The organism is Ruegeria sp. CDSA236 (assembly GCF_059611285.1).
In genome coordinates, this window is record NZ_JBXWPG010000001.1 from 76,862 (window position 1) to 91,905 (window position 15,044).

The following is a 15,044-nucleotide window of genomic DNA, read 5'->3' on the forward strand; positions in this document are numbered from 1 at the left end:
ACGGCGAAATCCTTGCGTTTCAGAGGATAAGCTCTAGGCAGGTCAGTTATTATGACCTAATATGGAAGCAGATGAAGCACACTGATCTGACGAGGGGAGGCGTTTGATGAGTAAGCCACAAATTTCTTTGAACGACCGTTTCGACCTAAGTAAAAACACGGTTTTATTGAACGGCACTCAGGCGCTTGTGCGACTTATGCTGATGCAAAAGGCGCGCGACACGAAATCGGGTCTGAACACTGCAGGATTGGTGACGGGATACCGCGGATCGCCTCTTGGAGCGGTCGACCAGCAGATGATGCGCGCGCAGAAACAGCTGACAGAAAGCGATGTCACTTTTCAATACGGTCTGAACGAGGATCTTGCGGCAACCGCGCTTTGGGGCAGTCAGCAGGCCGGGTTAAGGGGTGACGGCAAGTTCGATGGCGTCTTTGGTCTGTGGTACGGAAAAGGACCTGGTGTAGATCGGTCAGGCGACGTGATGCGCCATGCCAATATGGCAGGGACGGCGGCACATGGTGGCGTTCTGATGGCCATGGGGGATGATCACACGGGCGAAAGCTCGACCGTGCTGCATCAGTCCGAGTGGTCGCTGGTTGATATGTACATGCCAGTGGTCAGCCCGGCCGGAGTACAGGAGATACTCGACTACGGCGTTTACGGATTCGCGCTCAGTCGGTTCGCCGGTGTCTGGGTCGGCCTCAAGACCATGAAGGACACGATCGAGGTGACCTCGGTCGTTGATGGCAACCCTGATCGCATGAAAGTCGTGGTGCCCGAGTTTGATATGCCCGAAGGAGGGCTGAACATCCGGCTTGGCGATACGCCTCATCTGCAGGAAGAGCGCATTATTGATTACAAGCGTTTTGCGGCTGAAACGTTTTCACGGACCAACCGGATGGACAAACGTGTCTGGGGCAAACCCGGCGCAAAGATAGGTCTGGTGGCCGCTGGCAAGAACTGGCTGGACCTTACCCACGCGCTTTCCTTGTTGAATATTGATGAGGCCGAGGCCGAGCGCCTTGGCATCACGACCTATAAGGTCGGACAGACGTTCCCACTGGACATGGCCGGATTTCACGACTGGGCAGAGGGTCTGGACCTGATCGTAATCGTTGAAGAAAAACGCAAGCTAATCGAGGTTCAGGTCAAAGAAGCGATCTTTGACGACCGCCGTGGTCGACGAGTCTATGGCTGGTACAAGGGCGGTGCTGGGACGCTGCACCGGGAAGAGCTGTTTCCCACCCGCGGTGCCCTTGATCCGAACATGATCGCTGAAAAACTGGGCGGTATTCTGATTGAAGAAGGCCGCGATACCGACGGGGTCCGCGCAGGTTTGACCAAGCTGACCGAAGCGCGCCGGGCGGACAATGCCGAGGAAATAGCCTCGCGCCTTCCGTATTTCTGTTCTGGATGCCCGCATAACAGTTCGACCAAGGTACCAGACGGAAGCCGGGCCTATGCAGGCATCGGATGCCATTACATGGTTCAGTGGATGGATCGAAGCACATTTGGCTTTACTCAGATGGGTGGCGAAGGGGCAAACTGGATCGGGGAAGAGCCGTTCTCGACCACCAATCATGTGTTCCAGAACCTCGGAGACGGCACCTATAACCATTCCGGTGTTCAGGCGATCCGGGCAGCTTTGTCGGCGGGTACGAACATCACCTTCAAGATTCTGTTCAACGATGCAGTCGCAATGACGGGCGGGCAGGGCAATGAGGGTGATCTGACCGCCGAAAGGATCGCGGCCGAGGTCAAGGCTATGGGCGTCACACATGTCGCGCTGGTCTATGACGAAAAAGAAGATGTAAACTTCAAAGCCTTACCCGCAGGGGTAGAGAGCTTTGAGCGCGCCGAACTGATGACTGTGCAAGAGAAATTCCGCACCTATGAGGGCGTCTCGGTCATCGTCTATGTCCAGACCTGTGCCGCTGAGAAACGCCGTCGCCGTAAACGCGGAACCTTTCCCGACCCGGACAAAAGGGTCTTTATCAATACAGATGTCTGTGAGGGCTGCGGTGACTGCGGCATCCAATCGAACTGTGTTTCGATTGTTCCCAAGGAAACCGAACTTGGCCGGAAGCGCGCGATTGACCAATCGAGCTGTAACAAGGATTTTTCGTGTCTGAGTGGGTTCTGCCCCTCCTTTGTAACGCTGGAAGGCGCGAAGATTCGCAAAGAAGCGACAACCGAACTTGATCTGCCCGATCTTCCGATGCCCGAGCTGCCTGAAATCATGGGCACACATAATGTTGTCATTACCGGCATCGGTGGGACCGGAGTTGTCACGCTCGGAGCGATTCTGGCACAGGCGGCCCAGATTGACGGCAAAGGCGCCGGAATGATGGAGATGGCAGGCTTGGCTCAGAAAGGCGGTGCGGTTCATATTCATTGCCGTATAGCCAACCGGCCAGATGATATCAGTGCAATACGTGTGGCAACGGGTGAAGCCGACACATTGATCGGTGGTGATTTGGTTGTGTCCGCCGGGGCCAAAACACTTGGCCTGACACGCTTGGGTCAGACCGGAGCGGTGGTCAACAGCCACGAAACCGTTACCGGTGACTTCACGCGCGACACTAAGTTTAGGATTCCTGGTGAGAGGCTGGAATTGGCGCTGCAAGCACGATTGAAAGAAGACGTTTCCCTGTTTGATGCCACTGAGCTTGCGCGCGCAGTGATGGGAGATTCAATCTATTCGAACATGATGGTTTTTGGGGCCGCATGGCAGCGCGGGCTGATACCCGTCAGCCTCGATGCGGTGATTGCAGCCATTGATCTGAACGGAACGGCGGTTGAACGCAATAAAAGAGCCTTTGAGATCGGTCGTTGGGCGGTTTTACACCCGGAAAAAGTCGATGAGATTCTACGGCCAAGTGTTTCCAACCTCCCGAAATCACCAGAGCAGGTCATCGCGTTCCGCGCCGATCATCTAACCCAGTATCAAAGCGCTCGTCTGGCGAAACGCTACCGCAAAATCGTTGACTCGTTTGAGGATGCAGAAATTCGTGATGCTGTCGCAAAAGGGTATCATAAGCTGTTGTCTTACAAAGACGAATACGAAGTAGCCCGGTTGTTACTGTCCAGTCGGGAGAAAGCCGCCGCTGAATTTGATGGCGAATTCAAAATGACATTCCACCTTGCCCCACCGCTGCTTGGTGGCAAAGGGCCAGATGGCCGACCCCGCAAACGGAGTTTCGGCGAATGGATGCTGAAGCCGCTGAAATTCATGTCTCGGCTAAAAGTTCTTCGAGGTACTCCGCTGGATATCTTTGGCTATAGTGTCGAACGTCGAATGGAGCGCGCGCTGATCAAGCAATATGAGCGTGATCTCAGAGAGATCACTCCGCTGATTTCCATCCAAACAAAGGATGCCGTAATTGTGCTCGCTAAGTTGCCCTTGGATATCAAAGGTTTTGGACCCGTCCTTAAGGCGAATGAGGCGAGCGCCGCCAAACGCAGAGAGGAATTGTTGACCACGATACGGAACGGAGGACCTGAATTACAGTCCGCCGCCGAGTAATTCGTCACAACCGTGTCACGACAGCTAGGCAAAATTGTTACTTGCATTTAAAATGCAGGTACAAAACCGGAGATTTCCATGCCCTCGCGACGCCATGTTGCACGTGACATTTCTTATGCCTATTCCGCCGAAACCAAAAGCGGACGGATGGTCATCAAGCTTATGGAAAACACCACAGGCCGCCTGCGCCTTATCAGGCGTGCTGATGGGTATGAAAAAGACGTGGCCAACGGGCGAGATTTCTGGTCGGTCATGGTTGAGAGATACGGTTTGTCTCTGGATGTGGTTGGCGGGTCATTGTCTAATATTCCCCGTGATGGCCCTCTGATTCTGATTGCCAATCACCCATATGGAATTCTGGATGGGTTGATGATGGGGCACATGTTGTCCAGTACGCGTGGGGATTTTCGCATTCTGGCCAACCATGTGTTTCGTAAGGCAGAGGATCTGAATCGGGTCGTTCTGCCGATTTCATTCGACGATACAAAAGCTGCGATGAAGCAGAACCTGGAGACCCGCAAGAAAGCTTTGAACTATTTGGGCGAGGGCGGCGCGATTGGCATATTTCCCGGCGGTACCGTCAGCACAGGGGCAAAGCCTTTCTCGTACCCGATGGACCCGGGCTGGCGTGGCTTCACGGCGCGGATGGTTGCCAAATCAGACGCGACAGTTGTGCCGGTCTTTTTTGACGGTCATACCTCACGCCTGTTTCAGATTGCCAGCCATCTGCACAATACATTGCGCATGGGATTGCTGATCAAGGAATTCAAAAAACGCGTTGATACCCCGGTCCAAGTGGTGATCGGAGAGCCCATCGGCCGCGACGTTCTGGACCCGTTGGCCAAGGATACGCGCAAGATGATGGATTTCTTGCGCAAAGCAACGTATGAGCTGTCTCCAAAGCCACTAAAGTCTTATGACTATGGCTATGAATTTGAGGAACGGCATCGCGCCTAAAGGGGCAAATGGCAGTAGGCATTTTTGATTCTGGTTTGGGCGGTCTGACCGTTCTGAACGCCGCGCAGAAACGTCTTCCCGACGTTGATTTCCTGTATTACGCGGACAGCGCACATGCGCCTTACGGGGTGCGTGATGTAGAGAATATCTATGAGCTGACCCGGGGTGCGGTGAACGACCTCTGGAACCGGGGTTGTGATCTGGTGATTCTGGCCTGCAATACGGCCAGCGCTGCTGCTTTGCGGCGGATGCAGGAAGAGGGCGTGCCTCAAGGCAAGCGCGTCTTGGGCGTTTTTGTTCCTTTGATCGAAGCGCTGACTGAGCGGCAATGGGGCGACAACAGCCCGCCGCGTGAGGTCGCGGTCAAACATGTCGCTTTGTTTGCGACCCCGGCCACCGTATCCAGTCGTGCGTTTCAACGCGAGTTGGCCTTTCGTGCGATTGGCGTAGATGTTGAGGCGCAGGCTTGCGGTGGGGTCGTTGATGCCATCGAGGAAGGCGACATGATCCTGGCCGAAGCGCTGGTGCGAAGCCATGTGGACGCCCTGAAACGCAAGATGCCAGAGCCTCAGGCCGCAATACTGGGCTGTACGCACTATCCCTTAATGGCTGAGGCGTTTCAGAAGGCCTTAGGACCCGACGTTGAGGTGTTCAGCCAGGGTGATCTGGTTGCCGAAAGTCTGGCAGACTATTTGCAGCGGCACCCGAACATGCAGGGTGCGGCGAAGGGCGGTTATCTGACCACTGGTAAGCCAGGCGTTGTCAGTGATCGCGCCACCCAGTTCCTCCGACGACAAATTACTTTCGAGGCTGTCTGACTTTGGTCAAAGACGCGGCCTGAAAGAACCCGTAATCCCATGACCGTCACAGTGGCGGGCATGAACAGTGGCATACAGTTTCAAGAGGTCCAAGATGACCCACAAAATCGCAATTCTGGGCGCTTCGGGTTATACCGGCGCTGAACTGGTTCGGTTGATTGCCGAGCATCCGAATATGGAAATCGCTGCACTTTCTGCCGAGCGGAAAGCCGGACAGTCGATGGCGCAGGTGTTCCCTCATTTGCGGCACCTGCAGCTTCCGGTTCTTGGCAAGATTTCGGAAATCGACTTTTCAGGGATCGACCTGTGCTTTTGCGCGCTGCCACATAAAACCAGCCAGGAAGTTATCCGCGATCTGCCGAAGGACCTGAAGATCATCGACCTGTCCGCCGATTTCAGGCTACGCGACCCTGAGGAATATGAAAAATGGTATGGCAACCCTCATGCGGCTTTGGAGCAGCAGGAGGAGGCCGTTTACGGCCTGACCGAGTTTTATCGCGATCAAATTCGCACGGCCCGCTTGGTTGCCGGAACAGGCTGCAACGCCGCCACCGGACAATATGTTTTGCGCCCCTTGATTTCGGCCGGTGTCATTGATCTGGATGACATCATTCTGGACCTCAAATGCGCGGTGTCTGGTGCCGGGCGGTCGCTGAAAGAAAACCTGCTGCATGCCGAACTTAGCGAAGGGTATAACGCATATGCTGTTGGCGGTACGCATCGGCATTTGGGGGAATTCGATCAAGAATTTTCTGCCCTTGCAGGGCGCCCGGTCAATGTTCAGTTCACTCCGCATCTGGTTCCAGCAAACCGTGGTATCCTAGCCACTACATATGTCAAAGGTGACCCCACGAGCGTTTATGAAGCGCTTGTGAAAACCTATGAAAGCGAACCATTTATCCAGATGCTGCCATTTGGCGAAACACCCTCGACCCACCATGTGCGCGGCTCGAATTTCTGCCATATCGGCGTGGTCAGCGACCGGATCGAGAGGCGCGCCATTGTGATCGGAGCACTGGATAACCTGACAAAAGGTAGCAGTGGCCAAGCCTTGCAGAACGCTAACCTGATGTTAGGTGAAGCTGAAACTGCGGGTCTGATGATGGCCCCACTTTTCCCATGAGGAACAAATGAAAACGCTCAAGAAACGTCGTCGCGTTCAAATCATCCTTCTGTCAATCGTTGCTTTGGCAGTGTCTACGGCGTTGATCGGATACGCTATGCAGGACGGCATCAATTTCTTCCGCTCACCCAGTGAAGTAATGGCAGAGCCGCCAAAACCGACTGAAATATTCCGGATCGGTGGTCTGGTCGAAGAGGGTTCGATCGTGCGGGGGCAAGGGGAAACCGTGCGTTTTGTGGTGACGGACGGAGGCGAAAGTGTGCCGGTCACGTTCACTGGAGTTTTGCCTGATTTGTTCTCGGAAAACCAGGGTATGATTGGCACCGGAAGCTACGTAAACGGAGTCTTTGAAGCCTCAGAAATTCTTGCGAAACACGATGAGACCTATATGCCAAAAGAGGTTGTGGACGCGTTGAAAGAACAAGGTATTTACAAGGAGGCCGGCGAGAGCTGAGCCATAGGCTTTGAGATCGGAATTCGGGCGTTGCGTGGATCGACATGCAGCGCCCTTTCTATTTTAGCTGTATTAACAGAATTGTCCGAGCGTCTGTCTGTCCCAAGTTGGAGAACAGTACATGCAGACGGTTCGGCAGATCGCGGAACAGATAGTTACGCGTGAAGGTGGTTTTGTCGATGACCCCGACGATCCGGGTGGAGCGACAAAATTCGGCGTAACAATCCATACCATGCGCAGATTGCAACTGGACCTGACGCAGGACGGGAACGTTGATGTATCCGATGTAAGGCGGCTGAGCCGGCCGCAGGCCGTTGAAATCTTTATCCGCCACTATTTCTCAAAACCACGATTACACCTACTGCCTAACATTCTGCAGCCATCTGTTTTCGACATGTACGTGAATTCAGGCGCTCAAGCTGTTAAAATTATGCAACATTTGCTGCGTGAAATGGGGTATCATGTCGTCGTAGATGGCGTTGTAGGCCCGCAGACGGCGCAGGCTTGTAGTGCTGCGTCTGAACCGGACCCTGTCGCGCTGCGGGATGCCTATGGCGTTGCCAGGAGAAACTATTATTTCCGGATAGCGGAACGGCGTCCAGCCTCTCGCAAATATGCTCGGTCCCGGTCTGGGGCAAAAGGTGGCTGGATACGACGCGCTGAGGAATTCCTGTCACCGACTTATCATCTTAGCGACGCAGAGTTTCAAAGGAGGGTTTCCGAATGGGGCTGATCTCGGGAATATTTGCGTTCTTGTTTGGCGAGGGTCGAAATGTCGTGCGTGAAACAGCGGAAGTCTTTCGTGAAAATGCTGAGCATGGCGCTAAACGCGACCTGACGCGACAACAGGGAGTACTGGAACAGTATAGGGCTGAGTTCGAGCGGGCTCAAAAAGGTGCATTTGACCGTTTTATGGACGGGCTCAACCGGCTGCCGCGCCCCGCCATGGCCTTGGGAACATTGGGGCTGTTTATCGCCGCTATGGTCGATCCGCTTTGGTTTGCCGCTCGGATGCAGGGGATTGCGCTGGTGCCTGAGCCCTTGTGGTGGTTGTTGGGCGTGGTCGTCTCGTTCTATTTCGGCGCAAGACACCAGACCAAGGTGCAGGATCTGCAGCGTGAAATTTCGGCAACGATGACACGTACTCCGAAAGTTATGGAAAACATCGAAACACTGGCAGAGATGCGGGAGCGTTTGATAGGGGTCGCTGATACTGGGACAGATGCAGGCTTGGCCGATGAGGTCCTAAAGCCCGATTTCAACCCTGCGCTCGAGGATTGGCGGCGGGGTCGGCCCGCCTGACCCGCGACACTATGTGCGTCCTGCAGAGGCGAAAGTGATTGGTGATTGTCCCTCAACAGGAATATATGCGGGACCATGATTACAGAACTTGGTCACTTCGCGCTGATACTCGCCTTTCTCGTCGCCATCGTTCAGACGGTCATTCCGCTGATAGGGGCGGCGAAACGGTGGACTGGCTGGATGTCCTTTGCAGAAACCGCCGCTATTGCACAGTTTCTGTTAGTCGCCTTCTCTTTCGCGGCGTTGGTCTGGGCCTTTACCACCTCTGATTTCTCATTGCGGATAGTGGTTGAAAACAGCCATTCCGCCAAACCGATGCTGTATAAAATCAGCGGCACGTGGGGCAACCACGAAGGGTCAATGTTACTGTGGGTCCTGATCGTCGCAGTTTTCGGGGCCATGGCCGCTTTTTTTGGCGCAGGGTTACCTCCGACGCTCAAAGCGCGCGTGCTGGCGGTTCAGGCGGCCGTAGGGGTGGCGTTTTACGCTTTTATCCTGCTCACCTCGAACCCATTTGACCGTCTGATTATCGCCCCGTTTGATGGGCGGGATCTCAACCCATTATTGCAAGATCCAGGTTTGGCATTCCACCCGCCGTTTCTGTATCTGGGCTATGTCGGCCTGAGCATGGCATTCAGCTTTGCAGTGGCCGCGCTGATCGAAGGGCGCGTGGATGCATCTTGGGGGAGGTGGGTGCGTCCCTGGACGCTGGCCGCATGGATTTTTCTGACCATTGGGATCGCGCTTGGATCCTGGTGGGCCTATTACGAGCTGGGCTGGGGCGGGTTCTGGTTCTGGGATCCGGTCGAAAACGCTTCTTTCATGCCGTGGCTATTGGCGGCAGCACTGTTGCATTCTGCTATCGTGGTCGAAAAGCGTGAAGCGCTGAAGAGCTGGACAATCCTTCTGGCGATCATCGCCTTTGGCTTTTCGCTGATCGGGACGTTCATTGTGCGATCGGGGCTTTTGACTTCGGTACATGCCTTTGCCAATGATCCTGAACGCGGCGTGTTTATCCTGATCATTCTTGTGGTCTTCATTGGCGGTGCGTTGACACTCTATGCGGCACGCGCGCAAGCGATGGAGGCCAAGGGCGTGTTTGGTATGGTCAGCCGCGAAAGCGCCCTGGTGTTGAACAATATTCTACTGGCGGTCAGCTGTTTCGTGGTGTTCTTCGGAACCTTGTGGCCGATGGTGGCCGAGATGGCATTTGATCGCAAACTCTCGGTCGGCGCGCCGTTCTTTAATGCGGCGTTCACACCGTTCATGGTTGCGCTGGGGATTGTATTACCGCTTGGTGCAATGCTTCCGTGGAAACGTGGAAAGCTTGGCAAGGCGGCGCATTCGTTGCGGTTCGCATTCCTTCTGGCGGTTGCGCTTGGCTTGCTCGTTTGGGTCATGCAGACCGGTCGCAGCGCATTGGGACCCGTGGGGCTGTTTCTGGGGGCCTGGATCACATTTGGCGCTATTGTGGACCTTTGGAGCCGTACTGGAAGAAAAAACAACCTGCAGCGTCTGTTCAGACTGCCCGGTGCCGATTGGGGCAAGGCTGCAGCCCATACCGGACTGGGGGTTACGATCTTTGCCATCGCCGGGCTGACCGCATGGGAGGTCGAGGATATCCGCGTTGCGCAGACGGGGCAGCCTTTCGAGGTTGGCCAGTTCACCCTGACACTTGAACAGGTTCGGAATGTCGAGGGGCCCAACTATTTCTCAACAACAGCCGATGTTAAGGTCGAACAGGCCGGTCGAACAATCGCAACACTGCATCCGGAAAAACGCGACTACCCAGTTTCAAGGATGCCAACGACTGAAGCTGCGATTGACTATCGGTTTTTCAGGGATCTTTACGTCGTCATTGGAGATCAGCAGGCAAATGGTGGCTGGGTCGTGCGGACTTATATCAAGCCTTTAGCGAATTGGATTTGGGGTGGGTGCCTACTGATGGCGCTCGGAGGCGTTCTTAGCCTGTGCGACAGACGTTTTCGAGTTGCGGCAGGCGCGCGCAAGACGCCGACGCAGGGGGTTCCGGCGGAATGAAACGGTTTCTACTGATACTGCTTTTATTGGCAACGCCAAGCATGGCTGTCCAACCTGACGAGGTGCTTGATGATCCGATCCTGGAACAGAGGGCGCGGGATCTGAGTGCCGGCTTGCGCTGTCTGGTTTGCCGCAACGAAAGCATAGACGAAAGCAATGCAGGATTGGCCCGTGACTTGCGTCTGTTATTGCGCGAACGTCTGGTGGCCGGCGATACAGATCGACAGGCGATTGACTTTATCGTTGATCGCTACGGCGAATATGTTTTGCTAAGGCCAACAACGTCAGGATCGAACATCCTTTTGTGGCTGGCCGGTCCGATCATGCTTTTGATCGCTGTGGCGACTGGTTTCAGCTTTTTACGCAAAAGATCGGCGGAACAGGACCGAAGGGAAGGTGACGGCCTCCTTAGCGACGCCGAGAAAGAACGATTACGCGAAATCCTCAAAGATTGACCTTCGGTTCACCTTTTCCTTCATTGGAAATTGAGGCAGGGTCGCAGGCGCAGCGAACCTTGGAGGGGTGGATGGAATACGAAGCGATCCTGTTGGACATTGCGGATGATCTAGCAGTGGTAACTCTGAACCGCCCAGAGAAGTTGAACGCAATGACCGCTCAGTTGCGGGCCGAAGTCACGCACGCGATGAAACACGCTGCCACCCATGCCCGCGCGATTGTTTTGACCGGTAAGGGAAACGCTTTTTGCTCGGGTCAGGATTTAGGTGATGCCTCAAGCACCGGGAAGATTGATCTTGAGCGCACGCTGCGCGACGAATACGAGCCCATGCTTGAAGCAATCTATAATTGCCCGGTTCCAACAATCGCCGCAGTAAATGGCGCTGCTGCGGGGGCAGGGGCCAATCTAGCGCTATGCGCGGATATCGTGATCGCGACGGAGAGTGCTTATTTCCTGCAGGCTTTTGCCCGTATCGGCCTGTTGCCCGACGCTGGAGGCACCTGGTTTATGCCGCGCCAGATGGGGTTCGCCAAAGCCATGGGCGCTGCTCTTTTTGCCGATAAGATCAGTGCTCGTCAGGCCGACGACTGGGGCCTGATCTGGGAAGCCGTTCCCGACGCGGAGTTCGAAGCGCATTGGCGCAAGCGGGCCATGTATCTGGCCAAAGGTCCAACCTCAGGGTTTGGCGCCATCAAAAAGGCTATTCGCGGCACCTATGAAAACACTCTGCCGCAACAGCTCGAGGCAGAGGCGCATCTGCAAGGTGAATGTGGCCGCAGCCGAGACTTTTCCGAAGGCGTCGTTGCCTTCATGCAAAAACGCCCCCCGAAATTCGAAGGGCGTTGAGGTTTTCAGGCGCGGCGGCGTTTACGCACGCGCCGTTCCGGAAGGGCGGACTCGCCAGTCCCGTCAGTTGCGGATGAGAACGGGCCCAGCGCGTCTGTGATCTGATCAAGGGTTGGGCGTATACCGGACGGGGCATCGTCAAGCGCAGCTCTCATGTGCCGCAGATGCTCGGGCATTGTGCCGCAACATCCGCCGATAATGCTTGCGCCGGCCTCTCGCGCCATGGTCGCATAATGGCCCATCAGTTCCGGCGTGCCGTCATAATGAATATGTCCGTCCACATATTTCGGAATACCGGCATTGCCTTTTGATATCAGCGGCCGTTCCGTACCTTGTGCGACAAATCCAAGGACAGTGCGCAGAATATCAGACGCGCCAGTCCCGCAATTTGCGCCAAAGGCAACCGGCGGGTTAGGGAGCGTTTCAACCAACTGAGCAAAGTCGGCGGATGTGACACCCATCATGGTGCGGCCAGCCGTGTCAAAGCTCATCGTGCCACACCAAGGCATATCGACCAGCGCAAAGGCTTCTGCCGCGGCCCTGAACTCTTCCGGGGCGCTGATGGTTTCGACCCAAAGAACATCGACACCGCCGTCCTTCAATGCCTGCGCCTGTTCGTGGAACATTTCCACTGCATCGGCATGGGACAGGGCGCCAACAGGCTGCATGATCTCGCCGGTTGGTCCGACCGATCCCGCGACGATAACCGGACGGTTGGCTTTGTCAGCAACCTCACGGCCAAGTTCTGCGCCTGCGCGGTTCAGTTCAGCGACCCGGTTCTGAGCCTCGTGCAGTTTGAGACGCGCAGATGTCCCGCCGAATGTGTTGGTCAGGAAAAGGTCGCTGCCTGCGTCCACCGAACCCTGATACAGCGCGCGGATTTTATCCGGTGCATCGACGTTCCAAAGCTCGGGCGCGTCGCCCGACTGCAGGCCCATGTTGAATAGGTTTGTACCTGTTGCTCCATCCGCCAAAAGAGTCGTGTTGGAGTCCAGAAGTTTGCTGAGCGCATTTGTCATAAGAATATTCCGAAACTGTCGAGCCGCGCTAAAAATGCGAGACGCCCCGTGTCTCATGACCGGGGCGTCAAATCAAATTCATAAATCTCATGAAGATCATGAATATTGCGGGGAGACCTTAGTTGGTTTCGTTGAGAACCTGTGCTTTGGCCTCGACCAGAAACTCGGCCATTTTTGCGCGGATATCGTCATCCGAAGACAGATCCCCGAGATCGCCGGAAACTTTGCGCACGACATCCTCGTGCCCGGTTTCTTCCAGGTCTGAAATCACAACGGATTTTGCGTATTCATCGGCTTCATTACCGGTTTTGCCCAGTTTTTCGGCCGCCCAAAGGCCAAGCAGTTTGTTGCAACGCGCCTGTGCTTTGAACTGCATTTCTTCATCATGGGCGAATTTTGCTTCGAATGCATTTTCGCGCTCGTCAAACGTAGTCATCAGTTGGACCCCTTGGGTTGGTAGTTCTTTCCTTAATGATATGACGATACGACGATCCGGGTGCAAGGTATTTGCGCTGCGTCAAAGCCTCTCGGTCCTCGGAACTTGCGGGAAGGTGGGGGTTGGACTAAGAGAGCGCCAAGGCGAAGGAACTTTTTCCCTCGCGACAGTCTGGAAAGGTCGCTCATGGCGCGTCGCAAGAAAATTTACGAAGGTAAGGCCAAGATTTTGTATGAAGGCCCTGAACCGGGTACAATCGTGCAGTATTTCAAGGATGACGCCACCGCCTTCAACGCTGAAAAGAAGGACGTGATCGACGGGAAAGGTGTGCTGAACAACCGCCTGAGCGAATACTTCATGAACGGGTTGAATCAAATCGGTGTGCCGACCCATTTCATCCGTCGCCTGAACATGCGCGAACAGTTGGTCCGCAACTGCGAAATCGTACCGCTTGAAGTTATTGTTCGCAATTTCGCGGCTGGCACGATGTCCAAACGCCTTGGCATTGCCGAGGGGACACAGCTGCCGCGCCCGATAGTAGAATACTGCTACAAGGACGATGCGTTGGGTGATCCTCTTGTCACCGAAGAACATATCGCCGCCTTTGGCTGGGCCAGCCAGCAGGACATGGAAGACATTCTTAGCCTAGCATTGCGGGTGAATGATTTCATGAGCGGTGTGATGCTGGCGGTTGGCATTCGTCTGGTCGATTTCAAAATTGAAATCGGTCGCGTCTATGAAGGTGACTTCCAGCGCCTGATCATAGCGGATGAAATCAGCCCAGACAGCTGCCGTCTTTGGGATATCGAAACCGGCCAGAAGCTGGACAAGGACGTGTTCCGCCGCGACCTGGGCAGCCTGACCGACGCCTACTCGGAAGTTGCGCGTCGCCTAGGTGTTCTGCCGAAAAGCAATGTGACCAAACCGACCCTGATCAACTGATCGAAAGCCGAAGAACAATGCAAAAACGCCGCCAATACCGGGCGGCGTTTTTTAATTGAGATCGGGTATTTGACAGGGCCGCAGCTTGTCCGGCATTGTCTGTTGAACAAGCGTAATCGGGTGAAAAAAAATGGCCGAGCTATTTGATCAGGCGGTATTTTTAAAGTTCCTCGCTGCGCTGCTGGCGATCTTCAACCCGCTATACGGCATCCCGATCTTCCTCAGCATGACCGAGGGGTACAGCCCGCCAGAACGTAAACGCGTTGCAATGGTTGTGACAGCCACGGTGGTGATTGTATCACTGATTTCGGTACTGATCGGCGAAGAAATTCTGGCGCTTTTCGGTATCGACATTCCGTCTTTTCGCATCGCTGGTGGGTTGATCATTCTTGGGGTTGGCATGTCGATGCTGAACGCGTCTGACCGGTCAGAAAGCGATCAGAAAGCCGTTAAATATGGCGGGCAGAAGAAGAACATTGCGGTTGTTCCCCTGGCTATCCCGTTGACGATTGGGCCCGGCACTATCGCGACAACCATTGTGTTCGCGCATAGTTTGCCCGACGGCGCCGAGGTAGTAACGTTGGGGGCGGCCGTTTTGATTGCCTGCGCTATTGTCGGGCTGGGATTGTTATTCGCTGACCCTATTTCCAGGTTCTTTGGGCCGACAATGATCAATGTGATCACCCGTGTTATGGCCATCATTTTGGTTGCCGTAGCGGTTGAAATGGTTCTGACAGGGACCTTCAACGCAATAGATACGCATTATCCCGCGCTAAAGGGTTCCGGGTAGGTGCTGACAAGGGTTGTCGAACGCCGACAGTCGCGCTATCCCCGCGCACAACGGAACGGGCCTCAATTACCGGCCCTCAGCTGGAGTTGCAGTAAATGAAAGCACGTGTGCATGTGATGCTGAAAACCGGGGTACTTGACCCGCAGGGTGAAGCGGTGCGCCACGCATTGGGTGCCATGGGTTTTGATCAGGTCGAAGGCGTCCGTCAGGGCAAGGTGATTGATCTTGAACTCGCCGAGGGTGCGACGGAATCGGACGTCACCGAGATGTGCGAAAAACTGTTGGCTAACACGGTCATCGAACGCTACGAGATCGAACTGGTCTGAACCGCTTG

At 55.0% G+C, this 15,044-nt stretch carries 15 protein-coding genes; 13 read left to right on the forward strand and 2 right to left on the reverse strand.

Features of this window, described 5'->3' with window-relative positions:
- Positions 1-106: 106 nt before the first annotated feature.
- The 10 genes from AC2FLB_RS00405 (at position 107) to AC2FLB_RS00450 (ending at position 11,523) form a co-directional block, all read left to right on the forward strand.
- On the forward strand, positions 107-3,526 hold the full coding sequence (locus AC2FLB_RS00405) for an indolepyruvate ferredoxin oxidoreductase family protein (RefSeq protein WP_496708413.1): 3,420 nt from the start codon (positions 107-109) through the stop codon (positions 3,524-3,526).
- A gap of 78 nt (positions 3,527-3,604) precedes the next feature.
- Positions 3,605-4,483, forward strand: a complete 879-nt coding sequence (locus AC2FLB_RS00410) for a lysophospholipid acyltransferase family protein (protein ID WP_271946941.1) — start codon at positions 3,605-3,607, stop codon at positions 4,481-4,483.
- 8 nt (positions 4,484-4,491) lie between these two features.
- Positions 4,492-5,301, forward strand: coding sequence for a glutamate racemase (gene murI, locus AC2FLB_RS00415; protein ID WP_271946944.1), 810 nt, complete (start codon positions 4,492-4,494; stop codon positions 5,299-5,301).
- A gap of 94 nt (positions 5,302-5,395) precedes the next feature.
- Complete coding sequence (argC, locus tag AC2FLB_RS00420; protein ID WP_496708414.1) at positions 5,396-6,424, forward strand: N-acetyl-gamma-glutamyl-phosphate reductase; 1,029 nt, start codon at positions 5,396-5,398, stop codon at positions 6,422-6,424.
- Positions 6,425-6,431: 7 nt separating this feature from the next.
- Positions 6,432-6,878: a cytochrome c maturation protein CcmE gene (gene ccmE / locus AC2FLB_RS00425; protein WP_281972148.1), complete on the forward strand. Its 447-nt coding sequence runs from the start codon at positions 6,432-6,434 to the stop codon at positions 6,876-6,878.
- Between the two features lie 121 nt (positions 6,879-6,999).
- Positions 7,000-7,611, forward strand: coding sequence for a holin-associated N-acetylmuramidase (locus tag AC2FLB_RS00430; RefSeq protein WP_496708415.1), 612 nt, complete (start codon positions 7,000-7,002; stop codon positions 7,609-7,611).
- Positions 7,602-8,180, forward strand: a complete 579-nt coding sequence (locus AC2FLB_RS00435) for a holin family protein (RefSeq protein WP_496708416.1) — start codon at positions 7,602-7,604, stop codon at positions 8,178-8,180. Before AC2FLB_RS00430 ends, AC2FLB_RS00435 begins: the two co-directional genes overlap by 10 nt.
- Positions 8,181-8,255: 75 nt before the next feature.
- Entirely contained in the window at positions 8,256-10,220 is a 1,965-nt protein-coding gene (locus AC2FLB_RS00440; protein WP_496700960.1) for a heme lyase CcmF/NrfE family subunit, read from the forward strand.
- On the forward strand, positions 10,217-10,675 hold the full coding sequence (locus AC2FLB_RS00445) for a cytochrome c-type biogenesis protein (RefSeq protein WP_496708417.1): 459 nt from the start codon (positions 10,217-10,219) through the stop codon (positions 10,673-10,675). Before AC2FLB_RS00440 ends, AC2FLB_RS00445 begins: the two co-directional genes overlap by 4 nt.
- Before the next feature lie 71 nt (positions 10,676-10,746).
- Entirely contained in the window at positions 10,747-11,523 is a 777-nt protein-coding gene (locus tag AC2FLB_RS00450) for an enoyl-CoA hydratase-related protein (RefSeq protein ID WP_142633977.1), read from the forward strand.
- A 5-nt stretch (positions 11,524-11,528) separates the two neighbouring features.
- On the opposite strand, the gene bmt is transcribed toward AC2FLB_RS00450, so the two are convergent.
- Complete coding sequence (gene bmt, locus AC2FLB_RS00455; protein WP_496708418.1) at positions 11,529-12,542, reverse strand: betaine--homocysteine S-methyltransferase; 1,014 nt, start codon at positions 12,540-12,542, stop codon at positions 11,529-11,531.
- A gap of 118 nt (positions 12,543-12,660) precedes the next feature.
- On the reverse strand, positions 12,661-12,978 hold the full coding sequence (locus AC2FLB_RS00460) for a DUF1476 domain-containing protein (protein ID WP_142633973.1): 318 nt from the start codon (positions 12,976-12,978) through the stop codon (positions 12,661-12,663).
- Between the two features lie 186 nt (positions 12,979-13,164).
- Here AC2FLB_RS00460 and purC point away from each other — a divergent pair, with 186 nt between their 5' ends.
- From purC to purS, 3 genes are all read left to right on the forward strand, one after another.
- The gene (gene purC / locus AC2FLB_RS00465) at positions 13,165-13,920 is read left to right on the forward strand and encodes a phosphoribosylaminoimidazolesuccinocarboxamide synthase (protein ID WP_496708419.1); all 756 of its coding nucleotides are present in this window, start codon (positions 13,165-13,167) and stop codon (positions 13,918-13,920) included.
- A gap of 130 nt (positions 13,921-14,050) precedes the next feature.
- A complete protein-coding gene (locus tag AC2FLB_RS00470; protein ID WP_496708420.1) occupies positions 14,051-14,710 on the forward strand; it encodes a MarC family protein in 660 nt (219 codons plus the stop codon).
- A 95-nt stretch (positions 14,711-14,805) separates the two neighbouring features.
- A complete protein-coding gene (purS, locus tag AC2FLB_RS00475; RefSeq protein WP_142633967.1) occupies positions 14,806-15,036 on the forward strand; it encodes a phosphoribosylformylglycinamidine synthase subunit PurS in 231 nt (76 codons plus the stop codon).
- The last annotated feature ends 8 nt before the right edge of the window (positions 15,037-15,044 follow it).